A 20822-nucleotide genomic window follows, 5' to 3' on the forward strand; every position below is an offset into this window, starting at 1 on the left:
CGGGTCGCGGGGCGCGGAGCCAGGAGCGCAGACGGTCCAGGACGGTCTCCTTCGGGCGGTCGTCGGGCGTGCTCGGACGGCTCCGCCCCTGGTCTGGGTGCCCCAGGAGGGATTCGAACCCCCGACCGGCGGATTAGAAGGCCGCTGCTCTGTCCAGCTGAGCTACTGGGGCTGGGCCGTGTCAGTCTAACGGCCGCCGGCCGCGGCGCCGTCGGCTCCTGCACAGTCGCCCGGGGACCTCCGCGCGTCCCCAGACCGGCCCCGATCCTGCCGGGGTGCCCCGCGGTGGGGTTGTCTGGCCATGGCGGATCAGCCGATGCGCCGACGACTCGCCCCGGCGCCCACCGGGGCCCAGCCCAGGAGGCACACCATGCAGGACCTCATCACCGTGCGCGGCTTCGTGGCCACGGACCCCGCCACCCGCCACACCGCATCGGGGGCCGCCGTGACCGGCTTCCGCCTGGCCACCACCGAGCGGCGCTTCGACCGCGAGACCGCCGAGTGGGTGGACGCCCACACCAACTGGTACAGCATCTCGGCGTTCGGCCAGCTCGGCTCGAACACCGCCCAGTCCGTGAAGAAGGGCAACCCCGTGATCGTCACCGGTCGACTCCGGGTCCGCGACTGGTCCTCGGGCGAGCGCTCCGGCACGTCCGTGGACGTGGTGGCGGACGCCGTCGGGCTGGACCTGGGCTTCGGCTCGGCGGCGTTCCAGCGCAGCCAGCGCGCGGCCGTGCCGCGCCCCGAGTCGGCCCCGCGCGACGACGACGCGTCGGGCGGGCGGGCCGGCGCGGTCGGCGACGGGTTCAGCGCGGGCCTGCCGGACGGGTTCCAGGGTGGCGACGCCCCGGCCTCGCCCGGCCCGGACGAGTCGGACGCGGGCGCCCCCGGGCGCGAGCCGGCGGCGGCCGGCGTCGCCTGACCACGGGGCGGCACGGAGCACGGAGGGGGAGCGGGCTCGGTGGTCGCGGGATCGGCACGATGAGTGGAATCCCGCGGCCACCGACTAGCCTGGGCCGCATGGCGGAATTCATCTACACGATGGTCAAGGCCCGCAAGAAGGTGGGCGACAAACTGATCCTGGACGACGTCACCATGTCGTTCTACCCCGGGGCGAAGATCGGCATGGTCGGCCCCAACGGCGCCGGCAAGTCGACGATCCTGAAGATCATGGCCGGGCTGGACGAGCCCTCGAACGGCGAGGCGCGGCTCTCTCCCGGCTACTCGGTGGGCATCCTGATGCAGGAGCCCAAGCTGGACGAGTCCAAGACGGTGCTCGAGAACGTCCAGGAGGGCGTCGGCGAGATCTACGGCAAGATCCAGCGCTACAACCAGATCTCCGAGGAGATGGCGAACCCGGACGCGGACTTCGACGCCCTCATGGGGGAGATGGGCGAGCTGCAGTCCGCCATCGACGCCGCGGACGCGTGGGACATCGACTCCCAGCTCGAGCAGGCGATGGACGCCCTGCGCACGCCCCCGGGGGACGAGCCGGTCACGAACCTCTCCGGCGGCGAGAAGCGGCGCGTCGCACTGTGCAAGCTGCTGCTGGAGAAGCCCGACCTGCTCCTGCTCGACGAGCCCACCAACCACCTGGACGCCGAGTCCGTGCTGTGGCTCGAGCAGCACCTGGCCTCCTACCCGGGCGCCGTCATCGCCGTCACCCACGACCGGTACTTCCTCGACCACGTCGCGGAGTGGATCGCGGAGGTCGACCGCGGCCGCCTCTACCCGTACGAGGGCAACTACTCCACCTACCTGGAGACCAAGCGTGCCCGCCTCGAGGTGCAGGGCAAGAAGGACGCCAAGCTCGCCAAGCGCCTGGCCGAGGAGCTCGACTGGGTCCGCTCCAACACGAAGGGCCGTCAGGCGAAGTCCAAGGCCCGCCTGGCCCGCTACGAGGAGATGGCGGCCGAGGCCGAGAAGACCCGCAAGCTGGACTTCGAGGAGATCCAGATCCCGCCGGGCCCGCGGCTGGGCACCGTCGTGATCGAGGCCAAGGACCTGAAGAAGGGCTTCGGGGACCGCGTCCTCATCGACGGCCTGTCCTTCTCCCTGCCCCGCAACGGCATCGTCGGCGTGATCGGCCCGAACGGCGTCGGCAAGACCACCCTGTTCAAGACCATCGTCGGCCTCGAGCCCCTGGACGGCGGTGAGCTGAAGATCGGCGAGACCGTGAAGATCTCGTACGTGGACCAGTCTCGCTCCAACATCGACCCCGAGAAGTCGCTGTGGGAGGTCGTCTCGGACGGCCTGGACTACATCAAGGTCGGCAACGTCGAGATGCCCTCGCGCGCCTACGTGTCCGCGTTCGGCTTCAAGGGCCCGGACCAGCAGAAGAAGGCCGGCGTGCTCTCCGGCGGTGAGCGCAACCGCCTGAACCTGGCCCTGACCCTCAAGGAGGGCGGCAACCTGCTGCTCCTCGACGAGCCCACCAACGACCTCGACGTGGAGACCCTGACCTCCCTCGAGAACGCGCTGCTCGAGTTCCCGGGCTGCGCCGTCGTCGTCTCGCACGACCGCTGGTTCCTGGACCGCGTGGCCACCCACATGCTGGCCTACGAGGGCACCGCGGAGGACCCGGCCAACTGGTACTGGTACGAGGGCAACTTCGAGTCCTACGAGGCCAACAAGGTCGATCGGCTCGGCCCCGAGGCCGCCCGCCCGCACCGGATGACGCACCGCAAGCTCACGCGCGACTGAGCCGACGCGCCCCCGGGCGCCGCGCCGACGACGGCCCGCCGCGATCACGTGATCGCGACGGGCCGTCGTCGTGCCGGGACGAGTGCACATCGGCCGCCATGAACGGCCCGCGCGCGGCGCGGACGTCGAGCCGCCTCACCCGTGGCAGGGCCCGATCGGCAGCCTCACCCCCGTGGAACCGCCGGGTCAGCGCCGCCAGCTGCGGCGCAGCACCGTCCGCATGGCCATGCGCTGGGCCGCGCCACGAACCCGCGCCCGCCGGGCGGCGGCCCCCTCGGGCAGGCGGACCATGCCCTCCTGGGCGACCGTGGCCACGAGCGTCCCGTCCTCGGTGAACACGGCGCCCGTGCCGAGGCCGCGCGCGCCCTGGGCGCTGGGGGAGTCTTGGACGTAGAGCAGCCACTGGTCGACGCGGGCGGGCCGGTGGAACCACATCGCGTGGTCGAGGGAGGCCGCGGACATGCCGGGCTGGATCCAGGCCACGCCGTGCTGCCGCAGGATCGGCTCGAGGAGCGTGTAGTCCGAGGCGTAGGTGAGCGCCGCCAGGTGCAGCGCGGGGTCGTCCGCCAGGGGCGTGAAGGTCTTCATCCACACCATGTTGCGGTTCTCGGTCTCCGCGGCCGGGTCCACATAGATGGCCGGGGTGACGTGGCGGATGTCGAACGGTCGGGACCAGGCCCACTCCTGGGCCACGGGGTGGTTGATGCCGCCCAGCACGTCCGCCGTCGTGGGCAGGTCCTCGGGCCGGGGCACTCCCTCCGGCATGGCCACCTGGTGGTCCAGCGCGCTGCCGGCGGGCTCCTGGAAGGAGCAGGTCAGGGCGAGGATGGCCTTCTCGTTCTGGGAGGCCAGCACCCGGCGGACGGAGAAGGAGCGGCCGTCCCGCAGCGTCTCGACGGTGAACGTGATGGGCTGCAGCGCGTCCCCGGGGCGGATGAAGTAGCCGTGGAGCGAGTGGGCGGGGCGGGCGGCCGGCACCGTGCGGGAGGCGGCCGCCAGAGCCTGGGCGAGCACCTGGCCGCCGAACACCCGGCCGTGCGTCTGGCGGGGGGTCGTGCCCGTGAAGCGGACCTGACCCGTCACCGGGTCCGGCGCGGCCGGCGTCAGCTCCAGGATCCCGCGCAGCACGTCGGTGGGGTCCTTCGGGGCCGAGGCCGGGCGGGCCGGTGCGCGACCGGGGCGGGGACGGGGATGGCGCTGCGGCACGAACGGCTCCTTCGACGTGGATGGACCCCGCGACGGCGGGGCGGCCCGGGACGCGACGGACCTGGGACAATGCTTGCATGACCGAGCACTCCGCCGCCGCACCAGTCCTCCGCTTCGTCGACGACCGCGCTGTGTGGGACCTCGAGCAGCTGGCCACCCGCGCCCGTCGCGTCGCCGACACGGGGATGCGCCTGCACGTCGTGCCTGAGGCAGGGCGCTCCCGCACCCCGATGCTCGCCCAGTGGGTCTCCGTGCTGCAGCCGGCCGGGCTCGGAGACGGGGTGCCCGTCGTCCTGGGGCTGCGCACCGTGCCCCTGGCGACCGCCGACGGCGTGGCGGACCTGGACGCCGTCGTCGCCCTGGGCTCCGTCACCGAGCGCACCGCCCGGATGCGCGGCCAGGACCCCGTCGACCTGGCGTTCGCCGTGCCGCCGGGCCGCGAGCACGTCACCTGGACCGCGCTGACCCCGCCCCGCGGCGGCTGGACGCCCGTGGCCGAGGTCGCCGATGAGGAGTTGACCGAGGTGGCCACACGCGGCGCCGACGCCGTGTGGGACGCCCTGCCCGAGAACCCGGGGGAGGCGCTGGTCCGCAAGATCCGGGCGCAGATGTGGGGACCCCTGCTCGGGGGCGACGCTCTGCAGTTCCCGGCCGGCATGGCCTTCGGCGCGCACGCGCTGGGCTTCCTGCGGCCCGGCGGCCGCGCCCGGCTCAGCACGGCGGGGCCGTGGACGCGCCTGGACACCCCCGGCGGCTTCGTACTGGGCCGCCCCGCCATGGCGGTGTGAGCCCGCGCCCCATGTCGGGGCGCGGACCGCGGGCCGGTCAGGCCGAGTTCTGCAGGGAGTGGGCGGCCCGCTCCAGGTAGTCCCAGAGTTCGGCCTCGTGCAGCGGTGACAGCTCCAGCGTGTCCACGGCGGCGCGCATGTGGCGCAGCCACGCGTCGCGCGCGGCCGGGTCGATCCGATACGGGGCGTGGCGCATGCGCAGGCGGGGGTGGCCGCGCTCCTCGGAGTACGTCCGCGGTCCGCCCCAGTACTGCTCCAGGAACATCAGCAGCCGGCGCTGGGCGCCCTCGAAGTCGTCCTGCGGATACATCGGGGCGAGGATCTCGTCTTCGCGCACGCGGGCGTAGAACTCGGCGGTCAGCCGGTCGAAGGTCGGGCGGCCGCCGACGGCGTCGTAGAAGCTGGTGGCCTGACCGGGCGCGGCCGGGGTCCCCGGGGTCGCACCGGCGGGGCCCGCCGCGGCGTCGCGGGCGCGCACCTGCTCCACCGGGGCGGGCGTGCCCTCCTGCATCACCGGCTCGACCTCGGTGGGCCGCTCCGCCAGGCCCGTCACACGGGACGGGCCCTTGGCGACGCGCGGCCGCAGCACCGCCAGGGGGGCGCCCAGGCGCGCGGAGTGGTCCGGCAGCGTCGGCGTGCCGGTGGGCAGGGCCTCGGGGCGGACCGGCTCGACGGTGACCGGGGCCGAGAGCGAGTTCGCGATGAAGCACAGCCGGTGCGCCTCGGCGTGGAGGGCCTCGGCCCGCTCCCGGTCGGCCTCGTCCTGCAGCGTGACCTCGGGCCGCAGCGTGATCGCGATGAACCGCCCGGCGCCGTCGCCGTCCACCTCGAGCTCGCCCTCGACCCCGCACGTCATCCCCGTGACCACGACCCCGGAGGTCGCCGCGACATGGAGGTACGAGAGCACGTGGCACTCGGCGAGCGCGCCGAGCAGGAGGGTCTCCGGGTTCCACTTCGAGTCGTCGCCGCGGAAGGGGCGGGCGGCCGAGGCCTGGATCTCGCCGACGGCGGCGTCCTGGATCACCACGGAGCGGTCGTAGTCGCGGACGCCGGAGGTGCCCGAGCCGCGGTCGCCCGTCCACTCGGTGCGCAGGGAGAAGGTGTGCTTCATGGGTTCCAGCCTAGCCAGCCTGCGCCTCGACGGCGGCGGGGGTGGTGCTGGAGGGCATCTTGCGTGGAATGCCCACCGGCACCGCCCCCGGAAGCGCCAGCAGAGGCGTCAGCCGCGGCTGCCGCCGCCGCGCGGCTCAGGCCCCGGCGTGGACCTGATGCACGTGCGCCGTCGCGTGCTCGCGCGCGGCCAGGGCGCGGACCGTCTCGTCCCGGCCCTCGGCGAGGACGCGGGACAGCCCCGCGCGGGTGTCGGCCAGCCGCTCGGACAGGTCGGTGGCGCGGTCGGCGATCTCCGGGGTGACCTGGGCGGTCGGGTAGCCCAGCGTCGCGGCGGTCTCGGCCATCTCGTGAGAACGGGAGTCCCACATCGCCTCGACGCCCTCGAAGTAGGCGTCCGCGAAGGGCGCGATCAGCGCGGCGTCATGGACCCGGGCGAACCCGATCAGGGCCTGGCGCTGCTCCGTGTTGGACAGTTCGCCGGCCATCACCCGGTCCCAGACCGCGCGCTTCGCCTCGGCCGTCGGCACGGCGGCCCGGGCCTGGATCGCGGCGAGCGCGCCCGTGGCGGTCGCGTCGGCGCGCTCGGCCTCGGCGATCTCGGCCTCCCCGGCGCGGCCGGCCGCCACCAGCGCGGTGAGCAGCTCCCAGCGCAGGTCCGTGGTGAGGTCCAGCCCGGGCACGGTGCGGGTGCCGTCGACGAGGGCGGACAGGCGGTCCAGCTGCGCCGTGGTGCGCGCGTGCAGGGCGAACGCCTTGACGAACTGCAGCTGGTTGTCCGAGCCGTCCTCGGCCTCCGCGACGAGGCCCCACAGACGGTCGGCCGCCGCGACCCGCACGGCCTCGGCCTGGTCCTCGGGCAGGTACAGGCCGATCGCCGTCGCGAGCTGGCGCAGCAGCGTCTGCACCACGGAGGAGTCCCGCTCGTGGCCGACGTTGGCGAGGACGAGGTCGACGAACCAGGCGGCGGAGGCCTCGCCGTCGCGCACGGTGTCCCAGGCCGCCCCCCACAGCAGCGTGCGCGCCAGGGAGCCGTCCACATCCTTCAGACGGGTGGACGCGGCCTCCCACGAGGCGTCGTCGAGGCGCAGCTTGGCGTAGGCCAGGTCGTCGTCGTTGGGCAGGATCACGGCGGGACGACGGCGGGCGGCGGCCTCGACGACCTCGGTCACCTCCCCGGCCACGTCGAGCTCGAAGCGCTCGGTGCGGATCAGGCGGCCGGTGGCTTCGTCCACGTCGTAGAAGCCCACGGCCAGACGGTGGGGGCGGAGCACGTCGTCGCCGGGCGCCGACGGTGAGCCGTCCGGGGCGCTCTGGCGCAGACGCAGCGCGGTGATGGTGCCGGCCTCATCCGTCTCCACCTCGGTGCGCAGCGTGTTCACGCCCGAGGTCTCGAGCCACACGCGGGTCCATTCGGACAGGTCGCGGCCGGACGCGGCCTCGAGCTCGGTCATGAGGTCCGGCAGCTCCGTGTTCTGCCACGCGTGCTTGGCGATGTACGCGCGGACGCCGACCATGAAGTTCTCCTGGCCCACCCAGGCCACGAGCTGGCGGAGCACCGAGGCGCCCTTGGCGTAGGTGATGCCGTCGAAGTTGACGAGCACGTCGTCGAGGTCGCGGATCCGGGCCTTGATGGGGTGCGTGGAGGAGAGCTGGTCCTGGCGGTAGGCCCAGTTCTTCTCCATGGAGGAGAAGGTGGTCCAGGCGCCGGTGTACTGCGTGTTCTCAGCGGCGGCGAGCGTGGACATGAACTCGGCGAACGACTCGTTGAGCCACAGGTCGTTCCACCAGCGCATGGTGACCAGGTCGCCGAACCACATGTGGGCGAGCTCGTGGAGGATCGTGATGGCGCGGCGCTCGATCAGCGCCTCCGGCACGGTCCCGCGGAAGACGTACGACTCGAGGAAGGTCACACAACCGGCGTTCTCCATCGCGCCGGCGTTGAACTCGGGCACGAACAGCTGGTCGTACTTCTCGAACGGGTAGGCGTGGCCGTACTGGGCCTCGAAGAACTCGAATCCCTGGCGGGTGAGCTCGAAGACGTTCTCCGCATCCAGGTGCTCCACCAGCGACGCGCGGCAGTAGACGCCGAGGGGGATCGTGCGGCCGTCGGCGCTGGTCAGCTCCGAGTGCACGGAGGCGTACGGGCCGGCGACGAGCGCGGTGATGTAGGAGGGGATGCGCGGGGTGGGCTTGAACTCCCAGACCGCGGCGTCCACCCCCTGCGGGTTCTCCTCGTTCGCCACGACGCCGAGGGTGCGGCGGGAGGCCTCCGGCTGGTTGGACACCACGGCCCAGTGCGCCGGCGCGGTCACCGTGAAGCGGAACGCGGCCTTGAGGTCGGGCTGCTCGAACACCGCGAACATGCGGCGGGAGTCCGGCACCTCGAACTGGGTGTAGAGGTAGACCTCCTGGTCCACGGGGTCCACGAACCGGTGCAGGCCCTCGCCGGTGTTGCTGTAGTCCCCGAGCCCGTCGACCACGAGGGTGTTCTGCGCCGCCAGCGGGCCGATCCGCAGTCGGGCGCCGTCGAAGTCCGCCACGTCCAGGGCCTCGCCGTTGAGGGTCACCGTGGGAGCCTGCTCCGCCACGAAGTCGATCCACGTGTGGGTGCCCACCGCGTCCTGCGTGGCCGCGAACGTCACGGTGGTGGCCGTGTGGAAGTGCTCCGCTCCGCGGGTGAGGTCCAGGCTCACCTCGTACGCGTCCACGGTGAGGGCGGCCGCGCGCGCGGCGGCCTCTTCGCGGGTGATGTTCATGGCGGCGGCGGTGGTCACGGTCGGACTCCTCCTGGGGTCGGGTGGATGCGGCACGGCCGGGCGCCTGTGATGGGGGCCATGGCACGGTGCTCCCCAGTGTGCCACCTGGCCCGGGCGTCGTGGACGGCCGCGGAAGGGCGGGCCGGCCGGCGTGCTCAGCCCCCGATCTCGGCCAGTCGGGTCGCCGCCGCACGCAGCACCTCAGCCACCTCGGGCACGCGTGCCGGTGGCATCCGCTGCTCGGCCGCCGAGGCGGTGAGGGACACCTGGGGGATGCCTCCCGTCCGCGCCGGGACGCCACAGGCGACTCCGGCCACCCCGGGCACGACCGGCACACCGCCGCACCACCCCTGCTCGTCCATCTGACGCAGCAGGGTGTCCAGCAGGTCGTGCAGGGCCCCGTCATCCGTCAGGTTCCAGCGGCGGGGAGGCCGGGCGACGACCGCGTCCACCTCCGCTCGCCGGCGCTCGGGCGGCAGGGCGGCCAGGAGCGCGATGCCGGCGTACCCGGCGGCAAGCCGCTTGACCTCGCCGACCTCCACGGTGAAGACGCGCACGGGGGAGTCGCCGTCGCATCGCAGGAGGTAGGCCACTCCGCCCGCAGCCCGTGCCGCCAGGTAGACCGTGTCCCCCAGCTCGTCCGCGGCGGCCTGGACCACGGCCCGGCTGGCCTCGCGTTCGATCAGGCACCGCGGCGTCACCGGTTCGAACCCGACCGGGCCCCACCGATCACCGAGCGCATAGGCGGCCCCGCGCCGGGTCACGGCACCCTGCTCCGCCAGGTCGGCCAGCAGTCGATGGGCGGTGGGCTGGGGCAGACCCGTCCGCTGGACGAGCTGGCTCAGCCGCAGGCCGGCGGGTCCGGCCTCGTGCAGCAGGCGCATCACGAGGGCGGCACGGGGCAGGACGCCGGTGGGTGGGGTCATAGGGGTCACCGGTCGATCGTGCCGCAGCTCCGGCGTCGGAGCCAGTTCCATCTGATGGACTAAATGATTGCCGCTCTACTTGCATTCCGAGAAATGAACGCGCCATGCTGGGAAATGTAGGGCGGGTCACATCGCGGGTGTCGTCCCCATAGTCCACATATCGGTTTCCAGGAGGAGCCTCATGCCACTGACCGCATCGACCGTCACGCGCACCGTCAGCGTGGACGGTGCCTCCGTCACCTGCCACGACTCGGTGACACCCGGGGAGCTCGACCGGCCTCTCGTGCTGGTCCACGGCACGGGCGGGACGACCGCCTCGCACTTCGGCCACCTGTTCCCGATGATGGCCACGCGGACGCGCGTCATCGCCGTGGACTGGGCGCCGACGGCCGACCCCGCCGCAGACCTGACCGTCGACCTGCTGGTCGGCCAGGTGCGGGCTGTCGTCGACGAGCTCCTCGGCCCCGACGCCGCGTTCGACCTGCTGGGCTACTCACTCGGCGCCGTCGTGGCCGGGCAGCTGGCCGCCGACCTCGGTCGCCGTGTGGAGAACCTCGTGCTCGTGGCCGGCTGGGCGACGACGGATGTCCACCAGCGCCTGCGCAACGAGGTCTGGCGGCACCTGTACGCCACGAGCCCTGATGCCCTGGCCCGTTACACGGCCTTCTGCGGCCTGTCCCCGCTGGCCCTGCGCTCCCTGACCCCGGCCATGCTCGACGGGGCGCTCGCCTCCCTGACCGCGGACGAGTTCACCGCCCGGCAGATGGACCTGAACGCCCGCGTGGACGTCGCCGACCGTCTCTCCGCCGTCACCGCGCGGACACTGATCGTCTCCTGTGCCGAGGACATCATGGTCCCGCCCCATCACCAGTACGAGCTGCTCGGCATCATCGACGACGCGCGGCTGACGACCATGACGAGCGGCCACGCCTTCTTCCTCGAGCGCCCGGCCGAACTCATGCAGATCGTCGACCTGTACCTGCGCGAGCCCGACCGCCACCCGGCCGGCGCGATCATCCCCGAGACCCACGCCTGAGAGAGGGGCCAGCCATGACCACCGCCATGACCACCACCACCGACGTGCGCCCCGCACCGCGCGACGAGTCCGCCGAGATCCTCATCATCGGCTCCGGATTCGCCGGCCTCGGCATGGGCGCCCAGCTGCGGCGTCACGGCCGCGAGGACTTCCTCATCCTGGACCGCGCCCAGCAGGTCGGCGGGACCTGGAGGGACAACACCTACCCGGGTGCCGCGTGCGACGTCCCGAGCCACCTCTACAGCTTCTCCTTCGCGCCGAACCCGCAGTGGTCGGGCTTCTACACACCGGGTCCGGAGATCCAGGACTACCTCGTGCGCTTCTCCGAGGACGAGGGCCTCACCCCGCACCTGCGTCTCGGGGCGGACATGCTCGAAGCGCACTGGGACCCCGAGACGGAGCGGTGGACGGTGCGGACGCCGCGCGGGACCTACACGGGACGCTGGCTCATCATGGGCACCGGGCACCTCGCCGACCCCCGCCTGCCGGACGTCCCGGGTCTCGACGCCTTCGAGGGCGAGGTCATCCATTCCGCCCGCTGGGACCACACGGTGGACCTGAAGGGCAAGCGTGTCGCCGTCGTCGGCACCGGCGCCTCCGCGATCCAGGTCATCCCCGAGCTGGCGGCGACGGCGGCCGAGCTCGTCGTCTTCCAGCGCACCCCCGCGTGGGTCACCCCGCGCGTGGTCAAGCCGTACTCCGCGGCCGTGCGCCGCATGTTCGAGCGCGCCCCGCACACCATGCAGCGCGAGCGCGACGACATCTTCTGGTTCGCCGAGTCGAACTATGCCCAGCGCCGCGGTGTGCCGGCCGCACTGGACCAGGTCCGGGCCCAGGCCCTCGGGCACCTGGCCGCCGCGGTCTCTGACCCCGAGCTCCGCGAGCGCCTCACGCCGCGGTACCTGCCGGGCTGCAAGCGTGTGCTCGTCTCCAACGACTACTACCCGGCCATGGCCCGGGACAACGTCACCCTGGAGGACAGCGCGCTGGACCGCGTCGAGGGGAGCCGGCTGTTCGGCGTGAGCGGTCACGGGTACGAGGTCGACGTCGTCGTCCTCTGCACCGGCTTCGAGGCGGCCCAGCCGCCGTTCGCCGAGCGCGTCCACGACGGTGAGGGCCGTTCCCTGGCCGATCACTGGAGCAGCGGCATGGCGGCGTTCGACTCCACGGCCGTGGCGGGATTCCCGAATCTGTTCGCCATCAACGGGCCGAACACCTCGCTGGGGCACAACTCGATCGTCTACATCATCGAGTCGCAGATCGCGTACATCTTGGAGGCCCTGGACCGGGTGGAGCACGAGGGAATTAGGACGATGGTCCCCGAGACACTCGCCCAGGAGGAGTACGTGGACCGTCTCCAGGAGCGGGCCGCCACCTCGGTGTGGCTCGTGGACGGCGGCTGCCACTCCTGGTACGTCGACCCCCGCTCGGGCAAGTTGACGCTGATCTGGCCCGACTACGCCTACGACTTCCGCGCCCGCAACGGCCACTTCACCGGGGAGGGCTTCCTCTCCTCGGCGAGTGGGGAGCCCGAGCCCATGCCGGTGCGCGAGCCCGAGCGATCGGTCGCGCTGATCTGAGCCGGCCCGCCCCGGGGCAGGGGGTCGGGTGGGGCCGTCAGTAGACTGACCCCACCCGACCGTCGTCCTTCTGGAGGAGTCTGCGCATGCGCGTCCACATCGCCACCGACCACGCCGGCATGGAGCTGTCCGCCCACCTGGTGGAGCACCTCACCACCGCTGGCTACGAGATGGTGGACCACGGACCCACCGAGTACGACGCGCAGGACGACTACCCGGGCTTCTGCATCAACGCCGCCCGCGCCGTCGTCGCCGACCGCGAGCAGGGACTGGACTCGCTCGGCATCGTGCTGGGCGGCTCCGGCAACGGCGAGCAGATCGCCGCCAACAAGGTGGCCGGCGTCCGAGCCGCCCTGGCCTGGAACCTGGACACGGCGCGGCTGGCCCGCGCGCACAACGACGCGAACGTCGTGGCCGTCGGCGGTCGACAGCACTCGCTCGAGGAGGCCACCGAGCTCATCGAGGCGTTCCTGGCCGAACCGTTCTCCCAGGACGAGCGCCACGTGCGCCGCATCGGGAAGATCGCGCACTACGAGACCACCGGAGAGGTGCTGATGTGAGTGCCTGAGGGCCACTCCGTCCACCGTCTCGCGCGCCAGTTCACCGACGTCTTCGGCGGCCGCCGGATCCGCGCCACGAGTCCGCAGGGCCGCTTCGCCGAGGGGGCCGCCCTGCTCGACGGCCAGGTCCTGAAGCGCGCCCGGGCCCACGGCAAGCACTTCTTCGCCGACGTCTCCGGCGGCCACGTGCTCCACGTCCACCTGGGCATGTACGGGGCGTGGACCTTCGGCGGGGATCAGGACTTCGCGGCCGCGTCCTCGATCGGCGCACCCCGCCGGATCGGCGAGCGGGAGGTCCACGACGACGGCGCCCCGGCCGCCGAGCCCGCTCGCGACGCCGACGGCTGGGTCCAGCCCCCGCCGCCGGCCGCCACGGTCCGGCTGCGACTGCGCGCCGAGCACGGCTGGGCCGACCTGATCGGCGCGAGCCGGTGCCGCGCGCTCACTCCGGCCGAGGCTGCCGACGTCGTCGCCGGCCTGGGCCCGGATCCGCTGAGCGACGACGATCCCGCGCCGTTCTACGACCTCGCCCGGCGGACACGGCGGCCGATCGGCGTCGTGCTGATGGACCAGGCGGCCGTCAGCGGGATCGGCAACATCTTCCGGGCCGAGGCGCTGTTCCGGGTCGGCATCGACCCGTGGCGGCCGGCCCGGGACGTCTCCGCGTCGGAGCTGGAGTCCCTCTGGGCGGACAACGCCGCGCTCATGCGGGAGGGCGTGCGGCTCGGGCGGATCGTCACCACCCGGCCCGAGCACCGGCCGGGGATCCCTGCCGAAGCGGCCTGGCCCGAGCACGCGAGCTACGTGTACCAGCGGCAGGGCCTGGCGTGCCTCGTGTGCGGGCGCGAGACGATCGTGGTGGAGGAGATGGCGGCCCGGAAGCTCTACCGGTGCCTCACCTGTCAGAGCTGAGGGGCCTGTAGCAGGCCCGACCGGGCACAGCGGTCAAGGCACCGGCGCGGACGACGACGCAACCGAGAAAGCCATGAGCCGGGCCATCGTGTGCACACGATGACCCGGCTCATGAGGTCCGGAGGGGATGACGGGAATCGAACCCGCGTAGCCAGTTTGGAAGACTGGGGCTCTACCATTGAGCTACATCCCCGCGGGGCCGCGCTCGGCGCGGACCAGCGGCTGACACCGTATCACGGCGGGCCCGCGTCGGCCGTGGGGGAAGAGGCATGATGCACGGCTCCCGTCCCGCCCTCCGCAGGGCCGCGTCCGCCCTCGCCGGCCGTCGTCCCCTGTCCCTGCGCGGCGCCACCGTCCTCGTGACGGGCGGCGCGTCCGGCATCGGTCGACTGATCGCCCTGGGGGCCGCCCGCCGCGGCGCGGGCCGCGTCGTCGTCTGGGACCTCGACCTGCAGGGGGCTGAGGCCGTCGCCGCCGAGATCCGGTCTCAGGGCGCGGACGCCCAGGCCGAGCGCGTGGACGTGACGGACGCGGCCGCCGTCGAGGCCGCCGCCGCCCGCGCCGGAGAGGTGGACGTCGCCGTGAACAACGCGGGCGTCGTGACGGGCGTGCGCCTCGAGGACGCCACGGAGGAGGGCATCCGCCGCACCTTCGAGGTGAACGCACTCGCGCCGTACTGGCTGACCCGGGCGGTCCTGCCCGGAATGCGGGCCCGGGACCGCGGGGCCGTGGTCACGGTGGCCTCGGCCGCGGGGTTGGTCGGCGTCGCGCGCCAGACGGACTATTCCGCCACCAAGCACGCCGCGGTCGGCTTCGCCGAGTCCCTCGCCGCGGAGCTGCGCAAGGACGGCAGCCGCGTCACCTCCCTCGCCGTCTGCCCCTTCTACATCGACACCGGGATGTTCGCGGGCGTGCGCAGCCGGGTGCCCTGGCTGCTGCCCGTGCTGGATCCGCGCCACGTGGCGCAGGAGGTGCTGGACGCCGTCGAGGCCGGCCGCACCCGCCTGCTGCTGCCGCGCGCCGTCGGTCTGATCGCGCCCCTGCGCGCCCTGCCGGCGCCCGTCTTCGACCGCGCGATGGACGTCCTCGGGGTCAACGCCACGATGGACGGCTTCACGGGCCGGCGGTCGCGGCTTTTCGCGGGGCGCGAGACGGCGCGCTAGGATTCCACAGTCTGCCCTCGGGCAGTCCCTCGGGTGTCCGGCGAGCCTCCACCGCGTGAGCCCGCCGGCGTCGGGGACGACGGCGGGGTGTAGCTCAGCTTGGTAGAGCGCGCGCTTTGGGAGCGTGAGGCCGCAGGTTCAAATCCTGTCACCCCGACTCGACGTCAAGACCATCCACCACCACCAACAGGAGTCATCCGTGGTCAAGTCCACCGCAGAGAACCTCAGCCCGACCCGCGTCAAGCTGACCGTCGAGGTGCCGTTCGAGGAGGTGAAGCCCGCCCTGGACAAGGCGTTCAAGGACATCGCCAACCAGGTCCAGATCCCGGGCTTCCGCAAGGGCAAGATCCCGGCGCGCCTGATCGAGCAGCGCTTCGGCCGCGAGATCGTCGTGGACCAGGCCGTCAACGAGGGCCTGAACACCTGGTTCTCCGCCGCCATCGCCGAGGCCGAGGTCACGCCGATCTCCCGCCCCGAGGTCGACGTGACCGCCACCCCGGACGCGGAGAACGCCGAGGGCCCGGTGGCCTTCACCGCCGAGTTCGACGTGCGCCCGACCATCGAGCTGCCCGACTACAAGGGCCTCAAGGTGACGGTGGAGCCCGCCCAGGCCACCGAGGAGGACGAGCAGAAGGCCCTCGACGCCCTGCGCTCGCGCTTCGGCTCCCTCAAGGACGTGGACCGCCCGGCCGCCCAGGACGACTTCGTCACGATGAACCTGACCGCCACGGTCGACGGCGAGCAGGTCGACCAGGCCGAGGGCCTGTCCTACCAGGTGGGCGCCGGCACCATGCTCGAGGGCATCGACGAGGCCCTCGACGGCCTGTCCGCCGGTGAGGACGCCACCTTCGAGACCACGCTCAACGGCGGCGAGCACGACGGCGAGACCGCCGTGGTCAAGCTGGAGCTGACGGCCGTCAAGGAGCGCGAGCTGCCCGAGGCCGACGACGAGTTCGCTCAGCTGGCCTCCGAGTTCGACACCATCGCCGAGCTCAAGGAGGACCTGAAGAAGCAGGCCGCCGAGGAGGCCGTGAACCGCCAGGGCGTCGAGGCCCGCGACAAGGTCCTCGAGGAGCTGGCCAAGCTCGTCGAGGTCCCGGTGCCGGACGGCGTCATCGCCGAGCAGGTCGAGCAGCACTTCTCCGCCGGCGGCCACACCGCGGGCGACGACCACGACACCGCCGAGCACCGTGCCGAGCTCGAGCAGAACACCCGCGAGGCGTTCGCCAACGAGGTCATCCTGGACGAGGTCGCCGAGGCCGAGGAGGTCACGGTCGACCAGGGTGAGCTGATCGAGTACATCATCGCCACCTCCTCCGAGTACGGCATGGACCCGAACCAGTTCGCCATGATGCTCGACCAGGGCGGGCAGATCCCGATGATCATGGGCGAGGTCCGCCGCCGCAAGGCCCTGGCCAAGGTCCTCGAGTACGCCGAGGTCACCGACACCGACGGCAAGGCCGTGGACCTGACGGCGTTCGTGACCCCGGGCGGCCAGGAGGCCCTCGACGCTGAGGCCGAGGGCGCCGAGGCCGAGGGCGCCGACGAGGCGGAGGAGAAGCCCGCCGAGAAGGCCCCGGCCAAGAAGAAGTCGACGGCCAAGAAGGCCCCGGCCGAGCAGGCCGACGACGCCGAGGCGGCCGAGCAGGCCTGATACCGGCCGGTGGGGACGCACCCCCGCCGAGCCACGACGACGGCGCCCCCGCCCACGCCGGTGGGGGCGCCGTCGTCGTCCCGGGGCCCCGGTGGGCGGCCCCGGGCGGGGTCCGCGACAACCTGCGCCAACAGCGAAACGCCGACGGCGTCCCGCGCGCTGGCCCGGACGCCCGGCTAGTGTCGGACTCGATCAGGGACCCGTCCGTCCGCGCGAGCGGCCGCCGTTCGGGAGGCCCGTGGACATCTCGACAGGAAGGCGGAAGTGATGACCGACATCACCCCCAGCATGCGTTCGGTGGACCCGGCGCAGCGCGAGGATTTCCTCTACACCCAGCTGCTGAAGTCGCGCATCGTCTGGCTGGGCGAGGACGTCCGTGACGACAACGCCAACGCGATCTGCTCCCAGCTGCTCCTGCTCTCGGCCGAGGACCCGGAGAAGGACATCTACCTGTACATCAACTCCCCGGGCGGCTCCGTCACCGCGGGCATGGCGATCTACGACACGATGCAGTACATCCCCAACGACGTTGTGACGGTGGCCACCGGCCTCGCCGCGTCCATGGGCCAGTTCCTGCTCGCCTCCGGCACCAAGGGCAAGCGCTACGCCACCCCCCACGCGCGCGTGCTGATGCACCAGCCCTCCGGCGGCATCGGCGGCACCGAGTCGGACATCCGCATCCAGGCCCAGCTGATCCTGCACATGAAGCAGGTGATGGCGGAGCTGACCGCCGAGCAGACCGGCCAGTCCGTGGAGACCATCCTCGAGGACAACGCGCGGGACAAGTGGTTCACCGCGCAGGAGGCCCTCGAGTACGGCTTCATCGACCACATCGCCGACCGTGCCGCGTCCGTGACCGGCGGCGGCGGCGTCCGGGGCTGAGCCCGGCCCGGACCGTCCCGACCCTCTCCAGGAGACCAAGAATGACCCAGTTCCCCGCCGGGCTCCCCACCGGGATGCCCTCCCTGCCCACGCCGGACGCGCGCTACATCCTCCCGCAGTTCGAGGAGCGCACGCCCTACGGCTTCAAGCGCCAGGACCCCTACGCCAAGCTCTTCGAGGACCGCATCGTCTTCCTCGGCGCGCAGGTGGACGACGCGTCGGCCGACGACGTGATGGCCCAGCTGCTCGTGCTCGAGGCGATGGACTCCGAGCGTGACATCACCCTGTACATCAACTCGCCGGGCGGCTCGTTCACGGCCATGACGGCGATCTACGACACCATGCAGTTCATCCGCCCCGAGGTGCAGACCGTGTGCCTGGGCCAGGCCGCCTCCGCCGCGGCCGTGCTGCTGGCCGCGGGCGCCCCCGGCAAGCGCCTGGCGCTGCCCAACGCGCGCGTGCTGATCCACCAGCCGGCGATGCAGGGCGACCGCGGCACCGCCACCGACCTGGAGATCCACGCCCAGGAGATCAACCGGATGCGCGTGTGGATGGAGGAGACGCTGGCCTCCCTCACCAACCGCACGCCCGAGGAGGTCTCGCAGGACATCGACCGGGACAAGTTCCTCTCGGCCGAGCAGGCCCTCGAGTACGGCCTCGTGGACGAGGTCCTCGCCTCCCGCAAGATCACCCGCCCGTCCGCCTGACCGACGGCGCCCGTCGAGGGGCCCGGCCGCGCGCCGCGCGGCCGGGCCCCTCGATGCCGACCGGGGACCCGGTCCCTTAACGTGTCCGTCCACGGTCGTATGCTGGACGGAATCTGACAGCGACGCCGCCCGCGCGGGGCGGACGTCTCCGCCCGGCCCTCGAGGAGTACCACCATGGCGCGTATCGGAGAGAGCGCTGACCTGCTGAAATGCTCGTTCTGCGGGAAGAGCCAGAAGCAGGTGCGCAAGCTCATCGCCGGCCCGGGTGTCTACATCTGCGACGAGTGCATCGAGCTGTGCAACGAGATCATCGAGGAGGAGCTCGGCGAGGCGGCGGAGGCGGACGAGACCGTCCTGCCCACCCCGCAGGAGATCTTCGACCACCTCGAGAGCTTCGTGATCGGTCAGGAGGCGGCCAAGCGTTCCCTCGCCGTCGCCGTGTACAACCACTACAAGCGCGTGCGTGGGCCGCAGGCGCGGAGTGGTGACCTGGCCGACCGCCTCACCGAGCGGGACGACCTCGCGGACGTCGAGGTCGGCAAGTCGAACATCCTCATGGTCGGCCCCACCGGCTCCGGCAAGACGTATCTCGCGCAGACCCTCGCCCGGCGGCTCAACGTCCCGTTCGCGGTCGCGGACGCCACGAGCCTCACCGAGGCCGGCTATGTGGGCGAGGACGTGGAGAACATCCTCCTCAAGCTCATCCAGGCCGCGGACTACGACGTGAAGAAGGCCGAGCAGGGCATCATCTACATCGACGAGATCGACAAGATCTCGCGGAAGTCCGAGAACCCCTCCATCACCCGGGACGTCTCCGGCGAGGGCGTGCAGCAGGCCCTGCTGAAGATCCTCGAGGGCGCGGTGGCGTCGGTGCCGCCGCAGGGCGGGCGCAAGCACCCCCACCAGGAGTTCCTGCAGATCGACACGTCCAACGTGCTGTTCATCGTGGCGGGCGCGTTCGCGGGCCTGGACGAGATCATCGGTTCCCGTGCCGGCCGCAAGGGCATCGGGTTCGGCGCGCCCCTGAACCATCTGGGCGCGGGGGACGTCACCTACGCGGACGTGCGGCCGGAGGACCTGCTGAAGTTCGGCCTCATCCCCGAGTTCATCGGCCGCCTGCCCGTGATCACCACCGTCGAGGACCTCACGCACGAACAGCTCGTGCGGGTGCTGACCGAACCGAAGAACGCCCTGCTGAAGCAGTACCAGAAGATGTTCCTCATGGACGGCGTGGAGCTCGAGTTCGAGCAGGACGCCCTGGATGCCGTCGTCGCCCAGGCCGAGGCCCGCGGCACCGGTGCCCGCGGCCTGCGCTCCATCATGGAGAACGTCCTCAAGCCCGTGATGTTCGAGCTGCCCTCCCGTTCGGACGTGGGCACGGTCGTCATCTCCGGGGACGTGGTGCGCGGCGAGGCCGAGCCCACGCTCATCCCGGCCGAGGTGGAACGACGTCGACGCGGCCGGAGCGCCTGACCGCCGTCGCCCAGCAGGACCGACCGGAGCCGAGACGGCTCCCTGACCGCAAGGAGCACATCATGACCGACACCACGCAGCAGCCCACCGTCGACTTCTACTTCGACGCCACGTGCCCGTTCGCCTGGATCACCTCCCGGTGGATCCTGGAGGTCCAGAAGGTGCGCGACGTGCGGGTGGTCTTCAAGATCATGTCGCTCGCCGTCCTGAACGAGGGCCGCGACCTGGACCCCGACTACCTGGCCCGCCTCGAGAAGGCCTGGCTGCCGGCCCGCGCCGCCGTGCAGGTGCGCGAGCGGCACGGTGCCGAGGCGCTCGGCCCGTGGTACACCGCGGTCGGCACCCGCATCCACGAGCAGGGCCGCACGGACTACGAGGCCGTGGTGGCCGAGGCCCTCGAGGAACTGGGCCACGACGCGGACATCCTGGACGCCGCCCGCACCGACGTGGCCGACGAGCAGCTGCGCGCCAGCCAGAAGGAGGCGGAGGACCTCGTGGGCAACGACGTCGGCACGCCCGTCGTGGCGTTCAACGGCACGGCCTTCTTCGGTCCCGTGATGACCCGCATCCCGCGCGGCGAGGAGGCGGGCCGCATCTTCGACGGCGCCGTCGCCCTGGCCAACTTCCCGTACTTCTACGAGATCAAGCGGGCCCGCACCACGGATCCGCAGTTCGACTGAGCCCCCGGCTCGCACGAGACCGGCCCCACACCTTCAGCGCGAAGGTGTGGGGCCGGCGTCGTCGGGGTGCGGGGCGGCGGGGGTCAGCTGCGCGCCACTCTGCCGGCCGCGCGGATCAGGGGGACCTGCAGGGGCAGCCGCCCGAGGGAGACCAGTTGCGCCGGCCAGGGCCGGCGTCGCCACCGCCAGGCCATCCACGCATTGCCGGGCCACACGCCGAGGAAGAGCGCCTGCGCGGCGCGTCCGCCCGCGCGCCGGGTGCGCGGGACGGCCAGCAGACCCGCCACGGCCAGCTCGGCCACGCCGGAGCCGTGGGTCCACGCGCGGGCCGAGCCGGGCAGGAACGGCGGGATCAGCCCGTCGAAGGGCTCAGGTCGGACGAAGTGGAGCACGCCCATGGCGGCGAGGGCGGCGGACATCCGCCGGGCGGAGGAGTCGCAGGCGCGGCGGCCGGCCGGGGCGGGATCGGGTGTCGGTCTCATCCTCTCAGTGTCCACCCCTGCCGCGGTGACCGCACTGCGACATGCGGCAGGAGCACGACCGGGAGGTGCACCACGACACCCCCGGGAGGGCCGCCTCCCGACGAACTCCGATCCGGCGGCGGACTGTCCGACGTGCGCTGTGCCCTACCGGATCCCGGCCACGAACATCCCACGCTGACGGGCAGACTCGGGTTCGCAGCA

The 20822-nt window shown here is 72.4% G+C and carries 18 protein-coding genes, 3 tRNA genes and 1 pseudogene; 14 read left to right on the forward strand and 8 right to left on the reverse strand.

Translation table 11 applies throughout. The features are described 5' to 3' along the window. Nucleotides 1-98 precede the first annotated feature (98 nt). Nucleotides 99-172 (reverse strand) — tRNA-Arg (locus DE149_RS06345). Nucleotides 173-370: 198 nt separating this feature from the next. Between DE149_RS06345 and DE149_RS06350 the strand changes: the two genes are divergently transcribed. Beyond that, nucleotides 371-922, forward strand: coding sequence for a single-stranded DNA-binding protein (locus DE149_RS06350; protein ID WP_036381125.1), 552 nt, complete (start codon nt 371-373; stop codon nt 920-922). A gap of 98 nt (nt 923-1020) precedes the next feature. Beyond that, nucleotides 1021-2703 carry an energy-dependent translational throttle protein EttA gene (gene ettA, locus DE149_RS06355; RefSeq protein ID WP_063190229.1) on the forward strand — a complete coding sequence of 561 codons (1683 nt, stop codon included), beginning with the start codon at nt 1021-1023 and terminating at the stop codon, nt 2701-2703. Between the two features lie 186 nt (nt 2704-2889). On the opposite strand, the gene DE149_RS06360 is transcribed toward ettA, so the two are convergent. Beyond that, entirely contained in the window at nt 2890-3909 is a 1020-nt protein-coding gene (locus tag DE149_RS06360) for an acyl-CoA thioesterase II (RefSeq protein ID WP_063190230.1), read from the reverse strand. A gap of 77 nt (nt 3910-3986) precedes the next feature. On the opposite strand from DE149_RS06360, the gene DE149_RS06365 reads away from it, so the two are divergent. Continuing rightward, a complete protein-coding gene (locus tag DE149_RS06365) occupies nt 3987-4697 on the forward strand; it encodes a hypothetical protein (RefSeq protein WP_113914187.1) in 711 nt (236 codons plus the stop codon). Nucleotides 4698-4734: 37 nt separating this feature from the next. On the opposite strand, the gene DE149_RS11695 is transcribed toward DE149_RS06365, so the two are convergent. The 4 genes and pseudogenes from DE149_RS11695 to DE149_RS06380 all read right to left on the reverse strand — a co-directional run bounded on the left by DE149_RS11695 (nt 4735) and on the right by DE149_RS06380 (nt 9492). After that, nucleotides 4735-5208 (reverse strand): globin, encoded by a 474-nt coding sequence (locus DE149_RS11695; RefSeq protein ID WP_197458595.1) that lies wholly within the window; start codon nt 5206-5208, stop codon nt 4735-4737. Nucleotides 5209-5376: 168 nt separating this feature from the next. Beyond that, nucleotides 5377-5808 (reverse strand): annotated as a pseudogene (locus tag DE149_RS11700) (OsmC family protein); the annotation flags it as partial. Nucleotides 5809-5944: 136 nt separating this feature from the next. Beyond that, nucleotides 5945-8566, reverse strand: coding sequence for an aminopeptidase N (gene pepN / locus DE149_RS06375; protein ID WP_063190241.1), 2622 nt, complete (start codon nt 8564-8566; stop codon nt 5945-5947). 155 nt (nt 8567-8721) lie between these two features. After that, nucleotides 8722-9492, reverse strand: coding sequence for an IclR family transcriptional regulator (locus DE149_RS06380; protein ID WP_041104802.1), 771 nt, complete (start codon nt 9490-9492; stop codon nt 8722-8724). A 181-nt stretch (nt 9493-9673) separates the two neighbouring features. Between DE149_RS06380 and DE149_RS06385 the strand changes: the two genes are divergently transcribed. The 4 genes from DE149_RS06385 to DE149_RS06400 all read left to right on the forward strand — a co-directional run bounded on the left by DE149_RS06385 (nt 9674) and on the right by DE149_RS06400 (nt 13580). Continuing rightward, nucleotides 9674-10528, forward strand: a complete 855-nt coding sequence (locus DE149_RS06385) for an alpha/beta fold hydrolase (protein WP_049146105.1) — start codon at nt 9674-9676, stop codon at nt 10526-10528. A gap of 14 nt (nt 10529-10542) precedes the next feature. After that, on the forward strand, nt 10543-12108 hold the full coding sequence (locus DE149_RS06390) for an NAD(P)/FAD-dependent oxidoreductase (protein WP_049146108.1): 1566 nt from the start codon (nt 10543-10545) through the stop codon (nt 12106-12108). 86 nt (nt 12109-12194) lie between these two features. Beyond that, nucleotides 12195-12668: a ribose-5-phosphate isomerase gene (locus DE149_RS06395; RefSeq protein ID WP_060974239.1), complete on the forward strand. Its 474-nt coding sequence runs from the start codon at nt 12195-12197 to the stop codon at nt 12666-12668. After that, nucleotides 12669-13580 carry an Fpg/Nei family DNA glycosylase gene (locus DE149_RS06400; RefSeq protein ID WP_063190232.1) on the forward strand — a complete coding sequence of 304 codons (912 nt, stop codon included), beginning with the start codon at nt 12669-12671 and terminating at the stop codon, nt 13578-13580. Nucleotides 13581-13702: 122 nt separating this feature from the next. Here DE149_RS06400 and DE149_RS06405 read toward each other — a convergent pair. Continuing rightward, nucleotides 13703-13773, reverse strand: a tRNA-Gly gene (locus DE149_RS06405). 76 nt (nt 13774-13849) lie between these two features. Here DE149_RS06405 and DE149_RS06410 point away from each other — a divergent pair. From DE149_RS06410 to DE149_RS06440, 7 genes are all read left to right on the forward strand, one after another. Next, entirely contained in the window at nt 13850-14743 is an 894-nt protein-coding gene (locus DE149_RS06410) for an SDR family oxidoreductase (protein ID WP_036316872.1), read from the forward strand. A gap of 83 nt (nt 14744-14826) precedes the next feature. Next, nucleotides 14827-14900, forward strand: a tRNA-Pro gene (locus DE149_RS06415). Nucleotides 14901-14942: 42 nt separating this feature from the next. Further along, nucleotides 14943-16397 carry a trigger factor gene (gene tig / locus DE149_RS06420; RefSeq protein WP_036316981.1) on the forward strand — a complete coding sequence of 485 codons (1455 nt, stop codon included), beginning with the start codon at nt 14943-14945 and terminating at the stop codon, nt 16395-16397. Nucleotides 16398-16664: 267 nt separating this feature from the next. Further along, entirely contained in the window at nt 16665-17279 is a 615-nt protein-coding gene (locus DE149_RS06425) for a ClpP family protease (protein ID WP_169577765.1), read from the forward strand. A gap of 41 nt (nt 17280-17320) precedes the next feature. Then, complete coding sequence (locus DE149_RS06430) at nt 17321-17986, forward strand: ATP-dependent Clp protease proteolytic subunit (RefSeq protein ID WP_002855988.1); 666 nt, start codon at nt 17321-17323, stop codon at nt 17984-17986. A gap of 174 nt (nt 17987-18160) precedes the next feature. Further along, complete coding sequence (clpX, locus tag DE149_RS06435) at nt 18161-19459, forward strand: ATP-dependent Clp protease ATP-binding subunit ClpX (RefSeq protein ID WP_063190235.1); 1299 nt, start codon at nt 18161-18163, stop codon at nt 19457-19459. 62 nt (nt 19460-19521) lie between these two features. Further along, nucleotides 19522-20139, forward strand: a complete 618-nt coding sequence (locus DE149_RS06440; RefSeq protein ID WP_063190236.1) for a DsbA family protein — start codon at nt 19522-19524, stop codon at nt 20137-20139. Nucleotides 20140-20222: 83 nt separating this feature from the next. On the opposite strand, the gene DE149_RS06445 is transcribed toward DE149_RS06440, so the two are convergent. Further along, the gene (locus DE149_RS06445; RefSeq protein ID WP_036316984.1) at nt 20223-20558 is read right to left on the reverse strand and encodes a membrane protein; all 336 of its coding nucleotides are present in this window, start codon (nt 20556-20558) and stop codon (nt 20223-20225) included. Between the last annotated feature and the right edge of the window lie 264 nt (nt 20559-20822).

Origin of the sequence: Micrococcus sp. KT16, assembly GCF_003315015.1 — a bacterium.
GTDB lineage: Bacteria > Actinomycetota > Actinomycetes > Actinomycetales > Micrococcaceae > Micrococcus > Micrococcus luteus.